The 17,665-nt window shown below is 33.9% G+C and carries 12 protein-coding genes; 8 read left to right on the top strand and 4 right to left on the bottom strand.

Going from position 1 to position 17,665, the window contains the following annotated elements; all coding sequences use genetic code 11:
- From AST99_RS15065 to AST99_RS15055, 3 genes are all read left to right on the top strand, one after another.
- Nucleotides 1-951, top strand: a 951-nt coding sequence (locus AST99_RS15065) for a chloride channel protein (RefSeq protein ID WP_157486417.1), incomplete at its 5' end; no start/stop codon positions are given.
- A gap of 49 nt (nucleotides 952-1,000) precedes the next feature.
- Nucleotides 1,001-2,788, top strand: a complete 1,788-nt coding sequence (locus tag AST99_RS15060; RefSeq protein ID WP_057783117.1) for a chloride channel protein — start codon at nucleotides 1,001-1,003, stop codon at nucleotides 2,786-2,788.
- Nucleotides 2,789-2,870: 82 nt separating this feature from the next.
- Complete coding sequence (locus AST99_RS15055; RefSeq protein WP_057783115.1) at nucleotides 2,871-3,116, top strand: hypothetical protein; 246 nt, start codon at nucleotides 2,871-2,873, stop codon at nucleotides 3,114-3,116.
- On the opposite strand, the gene AST99_RS15050 is transcribed toward AST99_RS15055, so the two are convergent.
- On the bottom strand, nucleotides 3,113-3,562 hold the full coding sequence (locus tag AST99_RS15050) for a nucleoside deaminase (RefSeq protein WP_057783113.1): 450 nt from the start codon (nucleotides 3,560-3,562) through the stop codon (nucleotides 3,113-3,115). The genes AST99_RS15055 and AST99_RS15050 overlap by 4 nt on opposite strands.
- Before the next feature lie 40 nt (nucleotides 3,563-3,602).
- On the opposite strand from AST99_RS15050, the gene dxs reads away from it, so the two are divergent.
- The gene (dxs, locus tag AST99_RS15045; protein ID WP_057783111.1) at nucleotides 3,603-5,375 is read left to right on the top strand and encodes a 1-deoxy-D-xylulose-5-phosphate synthase; all 1,773 of its coding nucleotides are present in this window, start codon (nucleotides 3,603-3,605) and stop codon (nucleotides 5,373-5,375) included.
- Nucleotides 5,376-5,456: 81 nt separating this feature from the next.
- On the opposite strand, the gene AST99_RS15040 is transcribed toward dxs, so the two are convergent.
- Nucleotides 5,457-8,678 (bottom strand): T9SS type A sorting domain-containing protein, encoded by a 3,222-nt coding sequence (locus AST99_RS15040; protein WP_057783109.1) that lies wholly within the window; start codon nucleotides 8,676-8,678, stop codon nucleotides 5,457-5,459.
- Between the two features lie 60 nt (nucleotides 8,679-8,738).
- Nucleotides 8,739-10,085, bottom strand: a complete 1,347-nt coding sequence (dgt, locus tag AST99_RS15035; RefSeq protein ID WP_057783107.1) for a dGTP triphosphohydrolase — start codon at nucleotides 10,083-10,085, stop codon at nucleotides 8,739-8,741.
- 229 nt (nucleotides 10,086-10,314) lie between these two features.
- Between dgt and AST99_RS15030 the strand changes: the two genes are divergently transcribed.
- The 3 genes from AST99_RS15030 to AST99_RS15020 all read left to right on the top strand — a co-directional run bounded on the left by AST99_RS15030 (nucleotide 10,315) and on the right by AST99_RS15020 (nucleotide 15,598).
- A complete protein-coding gene (locus AST99_RS15030; RefSeq protein ID WP_069727867.1) occupies nucleotides 10,315-13,095 on the top strand; it encodes a TonB-dependent receptor in 2,781 nt (926 codons plus the stop codon).
- A gap of 208 nt (nucleotides 13,096-13,303) precedes the next feature.
- Nucleotides 13,304-14,413: a hypothetical protein gene (locus AST99_RS15025; RefSeq protein ID WP_057783103.1), complete on the top strand. Its 1,110-nt coding sequence runs from the start codon at nucleotides 13,304-13,306 to the stop codon at nucleotides 14,411-14,413.
- Nucleotides 14,414-14,425: 12 nt separating this feature from the next.
- Nucleotides 14,426-15,598, top strand: a complete 1,173-nt coding sequence (locus AST99_RS15020; RefSeq protein WP_057783101.1) for a T9SS type A sorting domain-containing protein — start codon at nucleotides 14,426-14,428, stop codon at nucleotides 15,596-15,598.
- A 238-nt stretch (nucleotides 15,599-15,836) separates the two neighbouring features.
- Here AST99_RS15020 and AST99_RS15015 read toward each other — a convergent pair whose 3' ends face one another.
- Nucleotides 15,837-16,193 (bottom strand): toxin-antitoxin system YwqK family antitoxin, encoded by a 357-nt coding sequence (locus AST99_RS15015; RefSeq protein ID WP_057783099.1) that lies wholly within the window; start codon nucleotides 16,191-16,193, stop codon nucleotides 15,837-15,839.
- A gap of 827 nt (nucleotides 16,194-17,020) precedes the next feature.
- Here AST99_RS15015 and AST99_RS15010 point away from each other — a divergent pair.
- On the top strand, nucleotides 17,021-17,665 hold a 645-nt coding region (locus tag AST99_RS15010), incomplete at its 3' end, for an inorganic phosphate transporter (protein ID WP_198151528.1).

Raw genomic sequence — 17,665 nt, 5'->3', positions numbered from 1 at the left:
ATTATTGTCTTTTTTATCCCGCCACTTTACGGTGAAGGTTTTGAAGTTATAAACAACATGGTTACAGGCAACTTTCAAGAAGTTGTAACCAATAACTTTATGCATATAGACATCACAAACAATTGGGCGATTATCGCACTACTTATTGGATTAGTGCTGTTTAAAGTTATTGCTTCGGCTTTAACGTTTGGAGCCGGCGGAATTGGAGGTATCTTCTCTCCTAGTCTATTTATGGGTTCTGTTTTAGGTTTCGGATTTGCTAAATTTATTAATACAGTAGATTTATTTAGAATACACTTATCTGAAAGTAATTTCACCTTGGTTGGTATGGCTGGCGTTTTAGGCGGTGTACTACAAGCGCCATTAACAGCTATATTTTTAATTGCAGAATTAACTGGTGGTTATAAACTTTTTATTCCGTTAATGATTACCGTGGCCATTTGTTTTGCAGTAACTAAATACTTTTTACCATACTCTGTGTATAGCATGGAGCTGGCCAGAAAAGGTGATTTAATTACGCACGATAAAGATCAGGCCGTATTAACCTTAATGAATATTGAAAATCTTATCGAAACTAAATTTGTAAAAGTTAGTCCAGATATGACGTTAGGCGATATTGTACATAAAGCCGTTGTAAAGTCTAATCGGAATATATTCCCAGTGATTAGTGTAAAATCTAAAAAAATTGTGGGTATTATTTTACTAGATGATATTAGACCAATTATGTTTGATCAATCGCTTTACACCGAAGTTGTGGCTAGAGATGTGATGCAAACACCACCAGAAATTATAGATTTAAACAAAGATAGAATGACCGATATTATGAAGAAGTTTCAAGACTCAAGTGCTTGGAATTTACCAGTAATTCGAGATGATAAATACATTGGTTTTATTTCTAAATCTAAACTACTTACGGCTTACCGACGTCAGCTAATTAATTTCACAAGCTAATGCCTAAAAACGAAATTTAATTACGAGTTTTTTTTAGTATTTTTATACTATGCCATTTAGCACAAAAAGCCTTCTTCGCCAATTTTTAATTTGGAAATACAAACACATTTCCGAACGGCAGTTTGTTTATATTCTAAGCATACTTATTGGCTTTTTATCTGGAATGGGAACAGTAATCCTTAAGAACCTCACCTATTTTATTCGTTCCCTTTTCGACCTAAATGTATTTAAAAATTCTACAAGTGCGTTATACTTTATTCTTCCAATAATAGGCCTGTTACTTGTTTACATTTTAAAACAAACTTGGCTTAAAAAACACATCGGACACGGTATTTCATCAACCCTACATGCCATTTCAAAACTAAACGGCATCATTCCGAGATATAACATTTATGCCTCGTTAATTACAGCACCATTAACTGCTGGATTTGGAGGATCGGTTGGATTACAAGGTCCTGCCGTTAGTATTGGTGCCGCATTAGGTTCCAACACTGCACAATTGTTTCGCATGAACACAAAAACTAGAATGCTACTAATAGGTTGTGCTGCTACAGGTGCTATGGCATCGATGTTTAAAGCGCCATTAGCCGCTATTGTATTTGCTGTAGAAATTTTCAGCTTAGATATTGCTTTTATTTCTTTAGTGCCGCTGTTATTAGCGTCCATATCTGCTGTAGTTACCTCGTACTTGTTTTTAGGAACCGATGTCTTGCTTAATTTTAAATTAATAAATGAATTTGTTGTTGAAGACATCCCATTTTATATTCTATTAGGATTAGTTACCGCCATGGCTTCTATCTATTTTTCTAAGGTGTTTTTTACCATTACAGCCTTCTTTAAACAATTTGAAAGTCGCGCTTTACGTTTGCTAATAGGCGGTGTTGCCATTGGCCCCATGCTCTTTTTTATTCCACAACTTTATGGTGAAGGTTACGGACTAATGAATAATCTACTAAAAGGCGATCACATCACAGCAATTGGACATACACCTTTTAATGCCGACTTATCCAACATTTGGATCGTTATCTTATTGCTTTTAGGAATTTCAGCATCAAAAGCCATTGCCATGACAACAACTTTTGGAGCTGGAGGTGTAGGAGGTATATTTATCCCAACACTTGTTATGGGCTGTAGTTTAGGAAATGCTTGCGCTAAAATAATTAACAATATCGGATTTGGTTTTCATGTATCTGAAACCAATTTTACACTTATTGGTATGACCGGACTAATGGCAGGTGTGCTACATGCACCACTCACCGCTATTTTCCTGATTGCCGAAATTACAAGCGGTTACGAATTATTTGTGCCCTTAATGATTGTGTCTGCCATTTCATTTGCCATAACCAAACACTACGTATCTCATTCTATTTATACTATGCGTTTAGCTGAACGTGGTGAACTTATGACCCACGATAAAGATAAAAATGTACTTATGGTTTTGGACATCAATAAGGTTATTGAAACCAACTTTATCATCTTAAAACCCGATATGAAACTTGGACATATTTTAAAAAATGCGGTATCAAAATCATCACGAAATCACTTTCCTGTGGTTAATGATAAGCACGAGTTTTTGGGATCTTTAAGATTGGATGACATCAGACACATTATGTTTGACGCAGATAAGTACAATACAGTAAATGTGTCGAGTCTCATGCAAGTTTCTTTAAGCATCATTGATTATGATAAAGATTCTATGAACGATATTATGGATAAATTTAAAACTAGCGGTGCATGGAATTTACCAGTAATTAAAGATGAAAAATACTATGGCTATATCTCTAAATCGAAACTTTTAACAGCCTACAGACATCAACTTATAGAATTCACCAGTTAAATTATAAGAGGCATAAACTACTAAATATCTATAAGGAATTGGTATTTTTACCGCTCAAAACACCAACTACTAAATTTTACAAATGAATACAAAGAACCTCATCATTATATTAAGTATTCTTGCCTTTGGAAGCATTTTTTCGGGTTTAATCTTCGACTTACCTTACTCCGAGAAACTTATAGGTTTTGGTGTTGTCGGACTCTTTTTAGTCGTCTTCCCAATATTTTCATATTACAGATGGAAAGACAAAGACCCTAAAGATTATATGCTTACTAAAGAGAACTTGGAAAAGATGAGAGAAAATGAAGGCGACGAGAGAAAGCTTTAATTTAAGTTTCGTTTTTCAACAAAGAAACGTCGCATAAGTTGTGCAGCTTCTTCGGCCATAACACCACCTTTTACAACCGTTTTAGGATGCAATTTTGTGTTTAAATTAATGCATCCACGTTGTTCGTCTCTTGCGCCATACACTATATTAGAAATCTGACTCCAATATAACGCACCTCCACACATTTGGCAAGGTTCTAAGGTAACGTATAATGTACATTTTTTAAGATACTTCCCACCCAAATAATTTGCCGCAGCTGTAATGGCTTGCATTTCTGCATGTGCAGTAACATCGGTTAAGGTTTCGGTTAAATTATGTGCTCTAGCAATAATCTTATTATCAATTACAATGACAGCTCCAACAGGAATTTCGCCTTTATTAAAAGCCACCTCAGCTTCTTGCAAAGCTTTCTTCATAAAATAAGTATCATCAAAAATATTTTCCATAATGTAAAAATACGATTTCAAAACGTACATTTGTAGTCGCATGACAAAATTACTACAACACATAGACTCTCCTAAAGATCTAAGAACACTTGCTAAAGAAGACTTACCCTTTTTAGCGAAAGAACTACGCGAATTCATCATTCAAATTGTAGCCACTAAAGAAGGACATTTAGGAGCTAGCCTTGGCGTTGTAGAACTCACAATAGCACTACATTACGTATTTAATACACCTGAAGATCTTTTAATTTGGGATGTAGGCCACCAAGCTTATGTTCATAAAATATTAACCGAACGAAAGTCACAATTCGATACCAACAGACAATTGGACGGTTTAAGCGGCTTCCCAAAACGCGATGAAAGTAAGTATGATGCATTTGGTGTCGGACACTCGTCTACATCTATTTCTGCAGCTTTAGGTATGGCAATAGCCTCTAAACTAAAAGGGGATTTTAAAAAGCAACATATAGCTGTTATCGGAGACGCATCTATTGCCAGCGGTATGGCATTTGAAGGCCTTAATCATGCTGGTGTAACAGACACCAATTTATTAGTAATTTTAAACGATAACGCTATTGGAATAGATCCAAGTGTTGGCGCTTTAAAAATGTACCTAACTAATGTTAAAAAAGGGACTCAGAAACAAGATAATATTTTTGAAGCATTAAATTTTAATTATTCTGGACCTATAGACGGACACGATTTACCAAAAGTAATTTCTGAATTAGAGCGATTAAAAACAATTCCTGGACCTAAATTTCTTCACCTTATCACTACAAAAGGAAAAGGTTTAAAACAAGCCGAATTAGACCAAGTTAAATATCACGCCCCAGGTAAGTTTAATGCTTTAACTGGCGATTTATTTGAAAAATCTAAAACCGTTGTCCCTCCAAAATTTCAAGATGTTTTTGGACATACCATAGTTGAATTGGCTAAAACCAATGAAAAAATAATAGGAATTACGCCGGCCATGCCCACAGGAAGTTCTTTAAAATACATGATGAAGGCTTTTCCTGAACGCGCATTCGATGTTGGTATTGCAGAACAGCATGCTGTAACCTTATCGGCTGGTTTAGCAACACAAGGTTTTATCCCTTTTTGCAATATCTATTCTACGTTTTTACAACGCGCTTACGACCAAATTATTCATGATGTGTGTTTACAAAACCTTCCTGTTATTTTTTGTTTAGATCGTGCTGGATTAGTAGGCGAAGATGGCGCAACGCATCAAGGTGTTTTCGATTTAGCTTTTTTGAGATGCATACCAAACCTTATTATTTTTGCACCAAGAAATGAAACCGAATTACGTAACATTATGTTTACCGCTCAAATGGGATTAGATCATCCTATTGCGATTAGATATCCGCGTGGCCGAGGTCGTGAATTAGATTGGAAACAGCCTTTTTCAACATTAGAGATAGGCAAAGGAGAACCACTTAAAACCGGTGCAAAAATTGCCATATTAAGTATTGGGACAATGGCTTATAATGTTGAAGACGCACTGAATTTATTAACTCTAGAGCAACAAAATGATATCGCTGTTTTTAACATGCGCTTTATAAAACCATTAGACGAAATTTTACTACACTCCGTTTTAAGTACCTATTCTAAAGTTTTTACTATTGAAGATGGCACGGTAATAGGCGGATTTGGAAGCGCTGTAATTACATTTGCTTCTAACCACCAATATAACACCAACATAGAAACACTTGGTATTCCCGATACCTTTATTGAGCACGGATCTGTAACACAACTTCAAAAATCTTTAGGACTGGATCCTGAGTCTTTAGCTGCACTATTTTTAAAAGCATTATAAGTCTTACAATTTTCAATTATTATCTAAAAAAAAGAGGAACGCTAAGCGTTCCTCTTTTTGTATCTAGTAAAAATTTTAGTCTTATTTAATGATAAACTTTTTAGTAGTAGTTGCTCCGTTTTCTGTAAACTTCGCTAAATACACACCTGAAGCGACATTAATATTAATGTCTTTAGCTGTATTTCCGTCTAAAGTAATAGTCTTAACATAAACAGACTGACCACTTAAATTAAAGATTTGAAGATTAACTTGTCCTAAATTAGTTTGCGACTTGATTTTAAATGCTCCAGTAGACACTGTTGGATATAAAGAAATCCCTGTTGCTAATTCATTTTCTTCAACACTTAAAGCTTCACCTGTAAATTGTCCTGAGAAAATACCACGACCATAAGTTGCCGCATAAATTGTATTATCATCTCTTAAATCTAAGTCCATAACTTTTACGTTACTCATACCGTTAAAAGCAGAAGTCCAAGTTGGCGAATCGCTAGAAAAATCTGTCGTATACCAAACACCTAATTCTGTACCTATTATAACCTCATCCGTTTTTAAAGGATTACGTAAGATGGCTTTAACAGGCATATCTGGTAAATCACCATCTTTCTGTGCCCAAGTTGTTCCACCATCACTAGTGTACCAAATGTTATTTACACCATAATTATGAAAAGTTACATAGATTTCATTTGAAGAACTTCCAAATTCAATATCTGATATACTACCAATAAATGCAGATGAAGAAATGTCTGTCCACGATTGAAATAATGGTGCACTAGCATTTGTTATTTTTAATAATCTACCATTTTCTAAACCAGCATACAATATACTATGTGTACTCGTAACGTCGTAAGGAGATGTTTCTAAAGCTAAAGCTGGAGAATCTAATAAATCGTTAGTAAGTGTATTTACTGTATAACTAGCTGTTGTACTTTTCGTTTTGTATGTTTTTATAGCATACGATGTCCCTGATGAATAGTTAGAGAATAAATAATCTAATCTTGAATCTAATGTTTGAGGGTTTATAAATTCACCAATATTATCTTCTTCACTATTTATAATTGTGGTTACGCCAGTTGCATAATCATACTTTCTTATAGCATTATTATAAACATAATTTGAAATTACATACGTATCTGTACCATCCTGATCGAATGATGTATACGCACCGTCACCACCATAAAGATCAAAAGAAGACGAGTTAATTCCAGAAGCTGCATTAGCAAAATACGGGGTTCCGTTATCTTGCGTACCACCTGCGAAATAATCTCCTGTTATCGCTGCCGTTGGAGCAACACCAACCGTATAAAATTGTGTTACATTGTATCCGTTATTTCTAGATGTAGGTGTTGTCCCACTAGTATTTGAGTAAAATACACCACCATCGTTTCCAAATATCATTTTAGAAGCATCTCCTGTACCAAATGCAATAGCATGCTGATCTGCATGCATATCTGGGTATCCAAATCCGCCATACCAATGCGATAATTGTGTCCAACTTGTTCCGCCATCTGCACTAGAAAAGGCATCAATACCTCCAACATATACTTTTTCGTCGTTAGTAGGATCTAATTTAATCACTAGATCGTAGAATGCTTGACCTCTAGTAAAGTCGTCTGCATCCATATCTGTATCAGCATCAACAGGTAAAGTGACATCTGTTACGGTTCCAAATCCATCAGTTGTTTTTTGGAATAATACAGGATCAACTGAACCTTCTGCCAATACATATATTTTATTAGCATCTGTAGCAGAAGTTGCTATTTGAGTACGCGTACCTTCTAGTTCATATTTTTTCACAAAATTAGTTCCATCTGTAGAAGAAAAAATAGTTCCTCCTCCATCTCCATATAGTAAACTTTGTCTAGAAGCCATCCAAATGGTATTGTCTGCACCTAATTCAAGATCATTAGGTTCAAATACATTTCCATCATCGGTTAACGGTACACCTATTAAACTCCACGATGTTCCGCCATTTGTAGACTTATATAACCCGTAATCGTCTGGACCAAAAAGCGTACTCGGACTAGCATCGCTATAAAACGTTGCACCTGCAGCGATATACACTTCAGAAACCCCATTATTATCTCTAACTACAATATCGTTTACATGCTGATTACCGTTTAATACATAAAATCCTGAAAAATCTCCAGAACTTGCTGTTATTGTAACATTAACCGTTTCTCCTGCTTCTAGTTCAGCAGCAAGTATAGCTCCATTGTCTTGAGAAATCATTACAGACGGGATCAATACCTCACCAGTAAGATCGTCTCCACCCATTGTAATCGGGTTTCCTGGCTCATTATTTATAACAATAACAGCTACTGCTCCTGCATTCTGAGCATAAACTACTTTTTCTATAAACGTACAATCCCCTCTATATATTAAAGCAATTTTACCATTAATAGCAGCTGCATTTGTAAGATCTGCACACCCTTCTTCAGGCGAAGTACCTCCTGCATTAGCTAAGACTACATCGTTAGTAATGTCTGAGGTAGATGTTGGACCAAAACTAGCTCCCAAAGAAATATACGTTTCTGCAATATCACTTGGAGAATTCACGACAACTTGTGAATCTGTTTGTAAAATGGTTTCTCCTTCTGCGCCTCCAAAGACATGGCTCCATGAGTTTCCACCATCTGTAGATTTCCAAACGCCGTTTCCGTTAACATCTCCTGCCACATAAGATTCCCCAGTTCCTACATACATTGTTTTAGAATTGTTAGGATCTACGGCAATACAACTGATGTTTAAATTTTCAGGAATATCTACACTTGTCCAAACTGAAGTTGCGCTAGAAATGTTAGTATTTTTCCATAAACCACCACTTACACCTCCAGCAAAGACTGTTTCGTTAGTAGTATCGTTAGGATCGAATATTAATGCTCTTGTACGACCACCAATATCATCTGGGCCACGTTCTACCCAATTGTTGTTAGAAGCATCTCCTGGAACACGTCCTGTAGCTAATGCGCTAGTACGTGCTTCTAAAAGTTCATTTTGAATTACTGCCAGATTTTCTGGAGTTGGACGTCCTAAAGCAGGATTCATGGTTAACTCCCATAAACGTTCCATATAACGTTTAGGTGGCAAACCCTGCTGAGCGCGCTCTTTCTTTGTTAGACCCGCAGTATTTTTAAACGGGCTATTTTCTAAATTCTTCTTATGCAAAGCTTTTAACTCTGCAACAGTAAGTGTTTTTGTCTCTACATGTTCCGCAGAGACCTCCTTACCGCTAAACTTTGTAAGAGCAAAAACTACGGCAACAGTAGCTAATACCCCTAAAACAATTTGTAATTTATTTTTCATATGAATTTGGTTGTATGTTACAAAAATATATTTTTCTACATGAGAAACAAGTATTTTATGCTAATACACCAAGCGTCCAGAAAATTTTCGGTACGTTAGAATAGCTTGACTATCAGAAAATAAGGACACATAATGACAAACATTTAGCAACCTTATGTACAAATCGTCTGCTTTAAAATCGATCGTTTTTGGAAGAATCTTTAAAATGAGTTTGTCATAATTAGACGCTTTTCCATTATAATCATTATTTACTGCCGAAATATAAACATCTAATAATTTTGAAATTACGGCGTAACCCGATATTTCTTTATCTAATACGTCTTGAGACTGATAAATTTTTTCGACACTAATTTTTATAATATCATTTATTTGTGCTTCATATTTACTCTTATCTAGTAAAGACACCGTAAACGTACCGTTTAATATAGCAGTTTCGTTAGCTTCAAAAATTGAAATGGCTTCATTAATTAAGGTATTAATAGCCAAAGCTCTTAAATAACTGATACGGTCTTGTGTATTCGTTAATTGATGATACTTATTAATATCTATAACATCTTTTACCAGTTTAATTAAATATTCTAAGGCAAATTCTTCTTCTATCAAACCTAAATTAATACCATCTTCAAAGTCGATAATGGTATAACAAATATCGTCGGCGGCCTCTACTAAAAAGGCTAACGGATGTCTTTTAAAACTTACATTGCCTTCTGTTCCGGCTTCAATTAATCCTAACTCTTCTGCGACATCCATAAAGGCATCCTTTTCGCTTTGAAAAAAACCATACTTTTTATCAGACACATGTTGTGTTGGTTTTTTAGGTAACGATTCTTTAGGGTATTTTATAAAAGCTCCTAAAGTAGCATAGCACAAACGGAGTCCGCCCACACGACCTTCTCTACTTTGAGTTAATATTTTAAATCCGTTTGCATTCCCTTCAAAATCACATAAATCTTGATATTGTTTAGGTGTTAGAGCCTCTTTATATGCCATACCTAAACCGGTTTTAAAATACTCGCCAATGGCTTTTTCTCCGGAATGTCCGAATGGCGGATTCCCAATATCGTGAGCCAATGCTGCAGATGCTACTATGGCACCAAAATCGTTTGGCAGATAGCCATGCTCCGATTTAAGTTCGGGATATTTAAGTAGTATTTTCTCACCTATTTTTCGTCCTAAAGATCGCGCCACCACACTAACTTCTAAACTATGCGTTAAGCGCGTGTGTACAAAATCTGTTTGCGACATGGGGATAACTTGAGTTTTATCTTGTAAACTTCTAAACTCTGAAGAGAATATAACACGGTCATAATCAACTTCAAACCCTAAACGCGTTTCATCTTGGCTCTTTCTTAAACGTTTATTAACATCACCAAAACGTTTAAGAGATAATAATTGTTCCCAGTTCATAACTTTATTTTAAGTCTCCGCAATATAGTACTTTCTAATATACATCGCACTTCAAGCCTTATTAAACCCTTTCTTGGACTATGGTATGTTAACAGAATGTTTACAAAAAATCGAAAACTCGTAAATCCTGTAACTTTTAGTTAACCTTTTTATCATCTTTCATTAACTCGTGATTCTAGTTGATTCGAAAAAACGGAAGTTAATTTGCGGAATGAAAATAAACGACAAAATGAAACAATTATTAATAGCATTAGTATTTTTAACTACCGCTTTATCTTACGCTCAAGACAAAGGTTCTATTGTAGGGAAGTTAACAGATAAAGAATACAACAACGAACCTCTTGCATTTGCAAACATTTTAATAAAAGGCACCACAAACGGAACAACGTCTGATATGGATGGTGTTTATGCTTTTACAGATGTAACCCCAGGTACATACATTATAATTTATAGTTTTGTAGGCTATCAAACCCAAGAAGTTCCAGTAGAGGTTACTGCAGGTAATGCCACACAAATAGATATTACAATGAGTGCTAGCGCAGCTGCATTAGACGAGGTTGTTATACAAACCACAACCAGAAAAGAAAGTGAAAGTGCTTTATTATTAGGACAGAAAAAAGCAGTTTCTTTTCAAGCGTCTATTGGAGCAGATGAACTCTCTAGAAAAGGAGTTAGTGATGTTGCAACAGCTGTTACTAAAGTGAGTGGAATCTCAAAACAAGAGGGCTCAGGAAGTATTTTTGTGAGAGGTTTAGGAGACAGATATAACATTACAACATTAAATGGCTTGCCATTACCTTCTAATAATCCTTCAAACAAAAACATAATATTAGATATTTTCACAACAGATATCGTTCAATATGTGGGGATTAGCAAAACTTTCGAATCTCAAAACTATGCTGATTTTGGAGGAGCGAATATCGATATTCGTTCTAAGCGATTTTCAGGCTCTCCTTTTGTAAGCTTTGCTGCTGGTTTAGGAGCGAATTCAAATGTTTTAAAGGTAGATGATTTCTATTTACAAGATGGTCCGAATTACTGGGGATTTGCCACTGGAAGTAAACCAAACGATCCATTATTACCATATGACTATGGAACAAGTTGGGATAGACAAGAAAGCAAAAATACATTAAATAATAATTATTCGTTATCTGGAGGAAAGAAATTTGGATTTGGAGAAAAAAGTAGTATTGGAGCATTCATAACAGCTTCTTTTGATGCCGAAAACAAATTTCTAGAAGGTTACGATAGAGGTAACATTACTGCTCAAGGAACAATAAATTCAGATTTTTATAAGAGAGCTTATATCCACAATACAAATACAACGGTAATGGGATCTGCAGATTATAATATAAACAATAATCATTCAATATTGTTTACATCTATGTTTTTAAATTCGACTTCCCAAGATTATAGTGAATACGAAGGAACAAATCAAAACTTTGATGGAGGAGCTCCTGGAGCTGGAGATATTTCAGGTTATATTAAACGAGGAACTTTCGACAAAACCGCATTATTTGTAAATCAAGTATTAGGAGAACATCAGTTTAACGATAAGTGGGAGGCAAATTGGGCTATTGGTTTTAGTAGCATGAATAATGTTATTCCAGATCGTATGCAGAATACATTTGTCCCAGCAAGAGATGATTCTTCAAACTATACGTTTTTTACAGATTCTAGTATTCATAACCACCGTTACTATCAAAACTTAGACGAAAAGGAATTTTCTGCTAATGCTGCGGTGACATATAATTTTAATAAAGATGAAGCAGAGGATCTTTTTAAAGGAAAAGCAACTTTAGGGTATTCTGGTAAGATGAAGGATATTGAATTTGATTCTCAGCAATATGCATTTTTCCCCGAAGCCAATAGTATAACGTTTAGTGAAGACGGTATACATAATGTAGATGAATATTTAGGTCCAAATTATTTCAATCCGAATCAAGGGGATTCAACAAGTGAAATTAATCAGCTATACAACGGAAATTTAGATGTACATTCTGTTTTTGCTAATTTACAATATCAATTTAGTGAAAAATTTTCAGTAATTGCAGGACTAAGAGTAGAGCAATTAGATCAATCTGTCTATTATATTTCTTTACTGGAGCCTAATGGAGATTCATCAGAGTATTCACCATTAAATTTCTTACCAAGTTTAATTGCAAAATATACACTTAACGATAAGCAAAACTTAAAATTTGCTGCAAGTAAAACATATACCTTACCACAATTTAAAGAAAAAGTAAGAATCCTTTTTCAAGATGTAACTCAAGATTATATTGGTAACCCAACCTTGTATGCTTCTACGAATTACAATGTCGATTTAGGATGGGAATTTTATCCTGATCGTGGCGAATTACTTTCTCTAACAGCCTTTGGTAAATTAATTCAGAATCCAATAAATGAAATGTTTACAAATTCATCCGCAGGAAATATCACATATGCAAATACAGGTGAACAAGCTGTAGCTGCTGGTGTAGAGTTAGAAGTTCGTAAGGATCTTTTTGAAATGGAGAAAGAAAATGATTTAACTAACAAATTATCTTTTGGTGTAAATGGTTCTTACATATACCATAATCAAGATTTAGATAAAGATAAAGTATATGAAGAAAACGGATTTGGAGCAAACTTTACTTTTGATGAAGCTAAACTAGCAGGAGCATCAGACTTTTTAGCAAATGCAGATGTGACATATTTAACAGAATTTAGTGAGCATAGTAATTTATCAGCAACTTTAGCATATGCATATTTTTCAGATAAATTAGCCGTTTTAGGAACTCAAAATAAGGGTAACATGATTGATAAATCAATTAATAACCTGGATTTTATTTTAAAATCCAATCTTACTGGAAATTTACAATTAGGTTTGGCCTTTAAAAACATCTTAGATCCAACTTTCGAACGTATTCAAGAACAAAGCAAAGTAGAAGGTAGTACGTCTGGAGATATTTTGGTAAGCTCTTACAAAGCAGGTTCAGAGTTTAGTTTATCTTTAAAATACATTTTTTAAACACTTAAAACTATATTAAAAAAGGGAATTGACAGCTGTCAATTCCCTTTTTTTTGGTCTAAAATTATGTAAATTTTATGTTAACTCTTTTAACATAAAGACTGGACACACTTAACATCATGGTAATATTTGCTTAACCAATAACCAACAAGTAAACCCTTTCTTTGTTGCTACAATAAAAAAACTATTATTTAATAAATTTAAAAAAATGAAAAAAACAATTTTAAGTATAGCGGTAATTGCAGGCCTTATTTTTACAAGCTGCAGTAGTAATGATGACAACCCTATAGTACCATCAAGTTCTTTTGAATTAGATGCTGATAATTTTCAAGGAGACATTGAAGATGGAGAAGTAACATTAAGTGCGTCTGAAACTTATATTTTAACAGGTCCTTTAGTAGTAAAGTCTGGAGCAGAGTTATTTATTCCTGCAGGTACTACAATTAAAACAGATCCTAACGGTGCTAGTACATCTATGTATATCGCTGTAGAAAGAGGTGCCAAAATTTATATTGATGGTCAAGCTAATAATCCTGTAGTTATGACTTCTGGTAAAGCAACACAATCTGAAAGTGATTGGGGTGGGTTAATTATTTGTGGTGATGCTCCTGTAAATACCGGTTCTAATGGAGACTCTGAAGTTGGTAACTTAGCTTACGGGGGAGATAATGAAATAGATGATTCTGGTAGAATTAATTATTTAAGAATTGAGTATACAGGTTCTAAGTTTTCTGCAACAAAAGAATTTAATGGAGTTTCTTTCTTTGGAGTAGGTAGTGGTACTCAAGTATCTAATATTTTTGCCTATGAAAGTGGAGATGACGGAATCGAATTCTTTGGAGGAACTGTAAATGCTTCTAACTTGGCAATTGTAAATGCATACGATGATTCCTTAGATTTTGCAGATGGTTACTCAGGTACTATTACAAATGTATACATCTCTGGAATTTCTAAAGCAGGTATCGAAGGCTCTAACAATGGTGATAACGATGTTGCAACCCCAATGACTAATGCTAAATTAATAAATGTATCGATTGTAAAAGGTGATGATGCTAAATTTGTAGCGTCTGAACAAGCAATCAACTTTAAAGAAGGTGGTGGAATGCAAACTTACACTAACTTATTTGTTTCTGGAATAGATACTTTCGCTAAGTTAGATGAAGGTTCAGGAGCTACAGCTAGAATTGAAGCAGGAGAATTCATGGTTAACGGTATTGCATTTGTAACAGAAAACAACTTAACTACAGATTATGTAGCAAGTGAAAATGGAGCAGGTAATGGAGCTGATATGCCAGACTGGGCTAACGAAATTGAATAAAAAAATAGAATTATGAAAAGAATTACTTTAATTATCATAGGATTATTCACATTCTCTTTAGCATTCTCCCAAACTGACATCAGAAATTTCAAAGTTACTGCTGATATTGACGAATTATTCTCTTGGAATAATGGTGATATATTTAATTACGAATTTGAAATAAAAGGAGATTATGATTATAATGAAATTAAATTATATGTTTATTATAATTCAATTTCATCAGATAATTTAATAGGTCTAAGTAGATGGAATTATGAAGGCGATTACAATTTAAATTTTAGCACCTACACATTACAATCTAAGTGGAATACTCCAGCTTATGTTTGGTCGGGAAGATCATTCACAACTAGCATTGGCACAACTTTTTACTTAGTAGCAGAGTATCAAGGTGTTCAAACGATTTATTCATATACTATCACAAGTGAAGACAGAGATGGAGATGGTATATTAAACGATCAAGATAATTGCCCTGATGAAGCTGGACCATCTTCTAACAATGGATGTCCAATACTTAGTCCGAATTTAAGTGTAGATTCAGTTAATTCCATAGTCTTTTCTAGCTGCATGTCATGTAACCCTTATCTAAATACATTTTTAAATTCAAGTAAGCGTCATCTGGTTGCTGGAGGAGTAGGTAGCATAACTTTTAATAAGCTGAATATTAGAAATACTGGAAACACAACTTCTAATTCTGGTAAAATAGATTTTTACTATTCTACCAATACTACTCTTGTAAAATCTGGGGGTAATGCTGATAAAAAACTTGAAAGTAAAACAATTCCAGCGCTAGAAATCAATAAATCTCACGGAATTGAATTATCCATAAGTGGTGTAGATATTTTTGGTGTAGATCACAATAGTCCATCCACTAATGGTAATTTTTATATTTTGGTAGATATAGATGCAACTGACACAAACTCTGAAGGTGAAACGGGAGAAGGTGATAATTTACTTATTATACCAGCAACATACAATTATTCATCTACAGCAACCTCTAAAATATTATCCAATAAAATTCCTCCCCTTACAGAAGAAAAGAGTCTGTTTGAGGTTTACAACTTAAGCGGAGAAAATATAATATCGACAAAAACTGATTACTCCGAACAAGAAGAAATTATAGATCAGTTACCAAAAGGGATATATATTATAAAAACTAATACAAATACAAAAAAAATAATAAAGTAAAAGACACATGTACACAAGAATTGAAATAGGTGATTTAACATTAAAGTAGATTATTTTCCACAAAAATACATCTAATTAATAATCTGTGTTTTAAACAAATTAAATGGATTCTAATTGGTTGGTAAATGTAAATATGTAGCAGACGGTACTTCTTGAATAACCAGTCATACAAGCCAAACATCTTAACAAAAAAGCACCCAAATTTGGGTGCTTTTTATTTTTTCACAATACCTCTGTTTTAATGAGACGCTAATGTAGACTTACTACTCCATTCACTAACATTTGCAATAGCATTGTTAGAATAATCTACTTCTCTTAAAGAATCCTCACTCCAGAAAAACCATTTTCCAACTTTCTTACCATTCTCGTAAGTTGCAGATGCTGTTCTTTGTCCTTTAGCATCATAACTATTCCACTCACCTTGTAACTTTCCTTCTAAAGTATAAGTTCCTGTTTGAGTTACATCGCCGTTATCGTTATAATACGTAACCTCGATTAGTTGTGTATCTTTATTTAATTTTAAATCTCTCTTATCTTGCGCAAATGACATTACAGTCACTAATAAAGCAAATACAAATATTATTTTCGTTTTCATCTCCTTTGGGTTTTACTGTTTCACATTTCAAAGATAACGAATAGTTAACATTTAAACAACCATTTGGTAACATTAATTTAACATTGGAGCTTATTTTGTTGATTTTATGGCTTTTACAATGTTAACAATATAAAAAATCTATTAATATTAACATAATATATACTTCACACAGAGGTGAAATACATTGCCGTTCTTTGCAAATATTCATATAATCTATTAGTTTTTGTCGACTATTTATCATGAACAAAAAGAACTGCCTTTCTAAGGCAGTTCTTATTTTTTTCAAATAGTCACAACAACTTCTTTCACAAGCAAATCAAGCCTTAAACCCTTGTATTTATTTAACATTACAAGCATTACACTTAACCTCAATGCTTCAAGTTAGTGCGCTTTAAAAAACAAAATATGTAGACTTAAAACGAGTCATTCCAAACAGAAAAAGACAAAGACCTAAATTTCACGCCACAGATACCAATTCATTTTTAAACAAGACACTTTTATCTTTATTTAGGATGATTTAGTTAACTAAAATTAAAACAGTATCTTTTACTTTTCAATTGAAAAATCAACCAATATTTAAAAAGTGAAATCGTAATTTTAATGTGCAAAAGCTATAATTTCTTAACCTAATCTCGTAAATACCCACATCTTTTAAAAAAAACACGTCTAAGTCTTATCAAGTTTTGAAAATTCTTGGCTCTAAAATGCCAAATTCAATACTTTTTAACCTTAGATATCACGTCTTATTTTTAATAAAAATCATAACATTTACGTAACACATCAGTGAGAAACACTATAGATATTTGCAATCAATTTGAGATTTAAAAATGGAGAATATATATTTATTAATGATTGTTGCTTTGGGCGTTCTGGCCATTGCAGATTTAGTTGTAGGCGTAAGTAATGATGCTGTTAACTTTTTAAACTCTGCAATAGGCTCTAAAGCTGTTTCTTTTAGAACAATAATGATAGTTGCAAGTTTAGGTGTTGCTATTGGAGCTATTTTCTCTAGTGGAATGATGGAAGTCGCCAGAAAAGGAATCTTTAATCCAGGCGAATTTATGTTTAGTGAAATCATGATCATTTTTATGGCCGTGATGATTACAGACATATTGTTACTAGACTTCTTTAACACTGTAGGTATGCCAACCTCAACGACAGTCTCTATAGTCTTTGAACTTTTAGGAGCATCTGTAGCCATAGCACTTATTAAAATTGGCAATGACGGTGGATCTGTTTCAGACCTTGTAAACTACATCAACACATCTAAAGCCACACAAATTATATTTGGTATACTCCTCTCTGTAGTCATTGCATTCTCTGTAGGTGCCATGGTACAATGGGTTACGCGTTTATTACTTTCATTTAATTTCGACAAAAAAGCAAAATGGGTAGGCGCACTTTTTGGAGGTTTAGCCATTACAGCAATTTCTTACTTTATCTTTATTAAAGGTATTGGCGGGACAGCTTTT

Origin of the sequence: Formosa algae, assembly GCF_001439665.1 — a bacterium.
Lineage (GTDB): Bacteria > Bacteroidota > Bacteroidia > Flavobacteriales > Flavobacteriaceae > Formosa > Formosa algae.
Note: the sequence above shows the minus strand (reverse complement) of the source record. Positions and strands in the feature narration are given on the sequence as shown.

Bases quoted from the DNA above. Each gene is read 5' to 3' on its own strand.
- dgt (WP_057783107.1), bottom strand. From the start codon at position 10,085: ATGAACTGGGAACAATTATTATCTCTTAAACGTTTTGGTGATGTTAAT.
- AST99_RS15060 (WP_057783117.1), top strand. From the start codon at position 1,001: ATGCCATTTAGCACAAAAAGCCTTCTTCGCCAATTTTTAATTTGGAAA.
- AST99_RS15015 (WP_057783099.1), bottom strand. From the start codon at position 16,193: ATGAAAACGAAAATAATATTTGTATTTGCTTTATTAGTGACTGTAATG.
- AST99_RS15040 (WP_057783109.1), bottom strand. From the start codon at position 8,678: ATGAAAAATAAATTACAAATTGTTTTAGGGGTATTAGCTACTGTTGCC.
- AST99_RS15050 (WP_057783113.1), bottom strand. From the start codon at position 3,562: ATGGAAAATATTTTTGATGATACTTATTTTATGAAGAAAGCTTTGCAA.
- AST99_RS15030 (WP_069727867.1), top strand. From the start codon at position 10,315: ATGAAACAATTATTAATAGCATTAGTATTTTTAACTACCGCTTTATCT.
- AST99_RS15055 (WP_057783115.1), top strand. From the start codon at position 2,871: ATGAATACAAAGAACCTCATCATTATATTAAGTATTCTTGCCTTTGGA.
- dxs (WP_057783111.1), top strand. From the start codon at position 3,603: ATGACAAAATTACTACAACACATAGACTCTCCTAAAGATCTAAGAACA.
- AST99_RS15020 (WP_057783101.1), top strand. From the start codon at position 14,426: ATGAAAAGAATTACTTTAATTATCATAGGATTATTCACATTCTCTTTA.
- AST99_RS15025 (WP_057783103.1), top strand. From the start codon at position 13,304: ATGAAAAAAACAATTTTAAGTATAGCGGTAATTGCAGGCCTTATTTTT.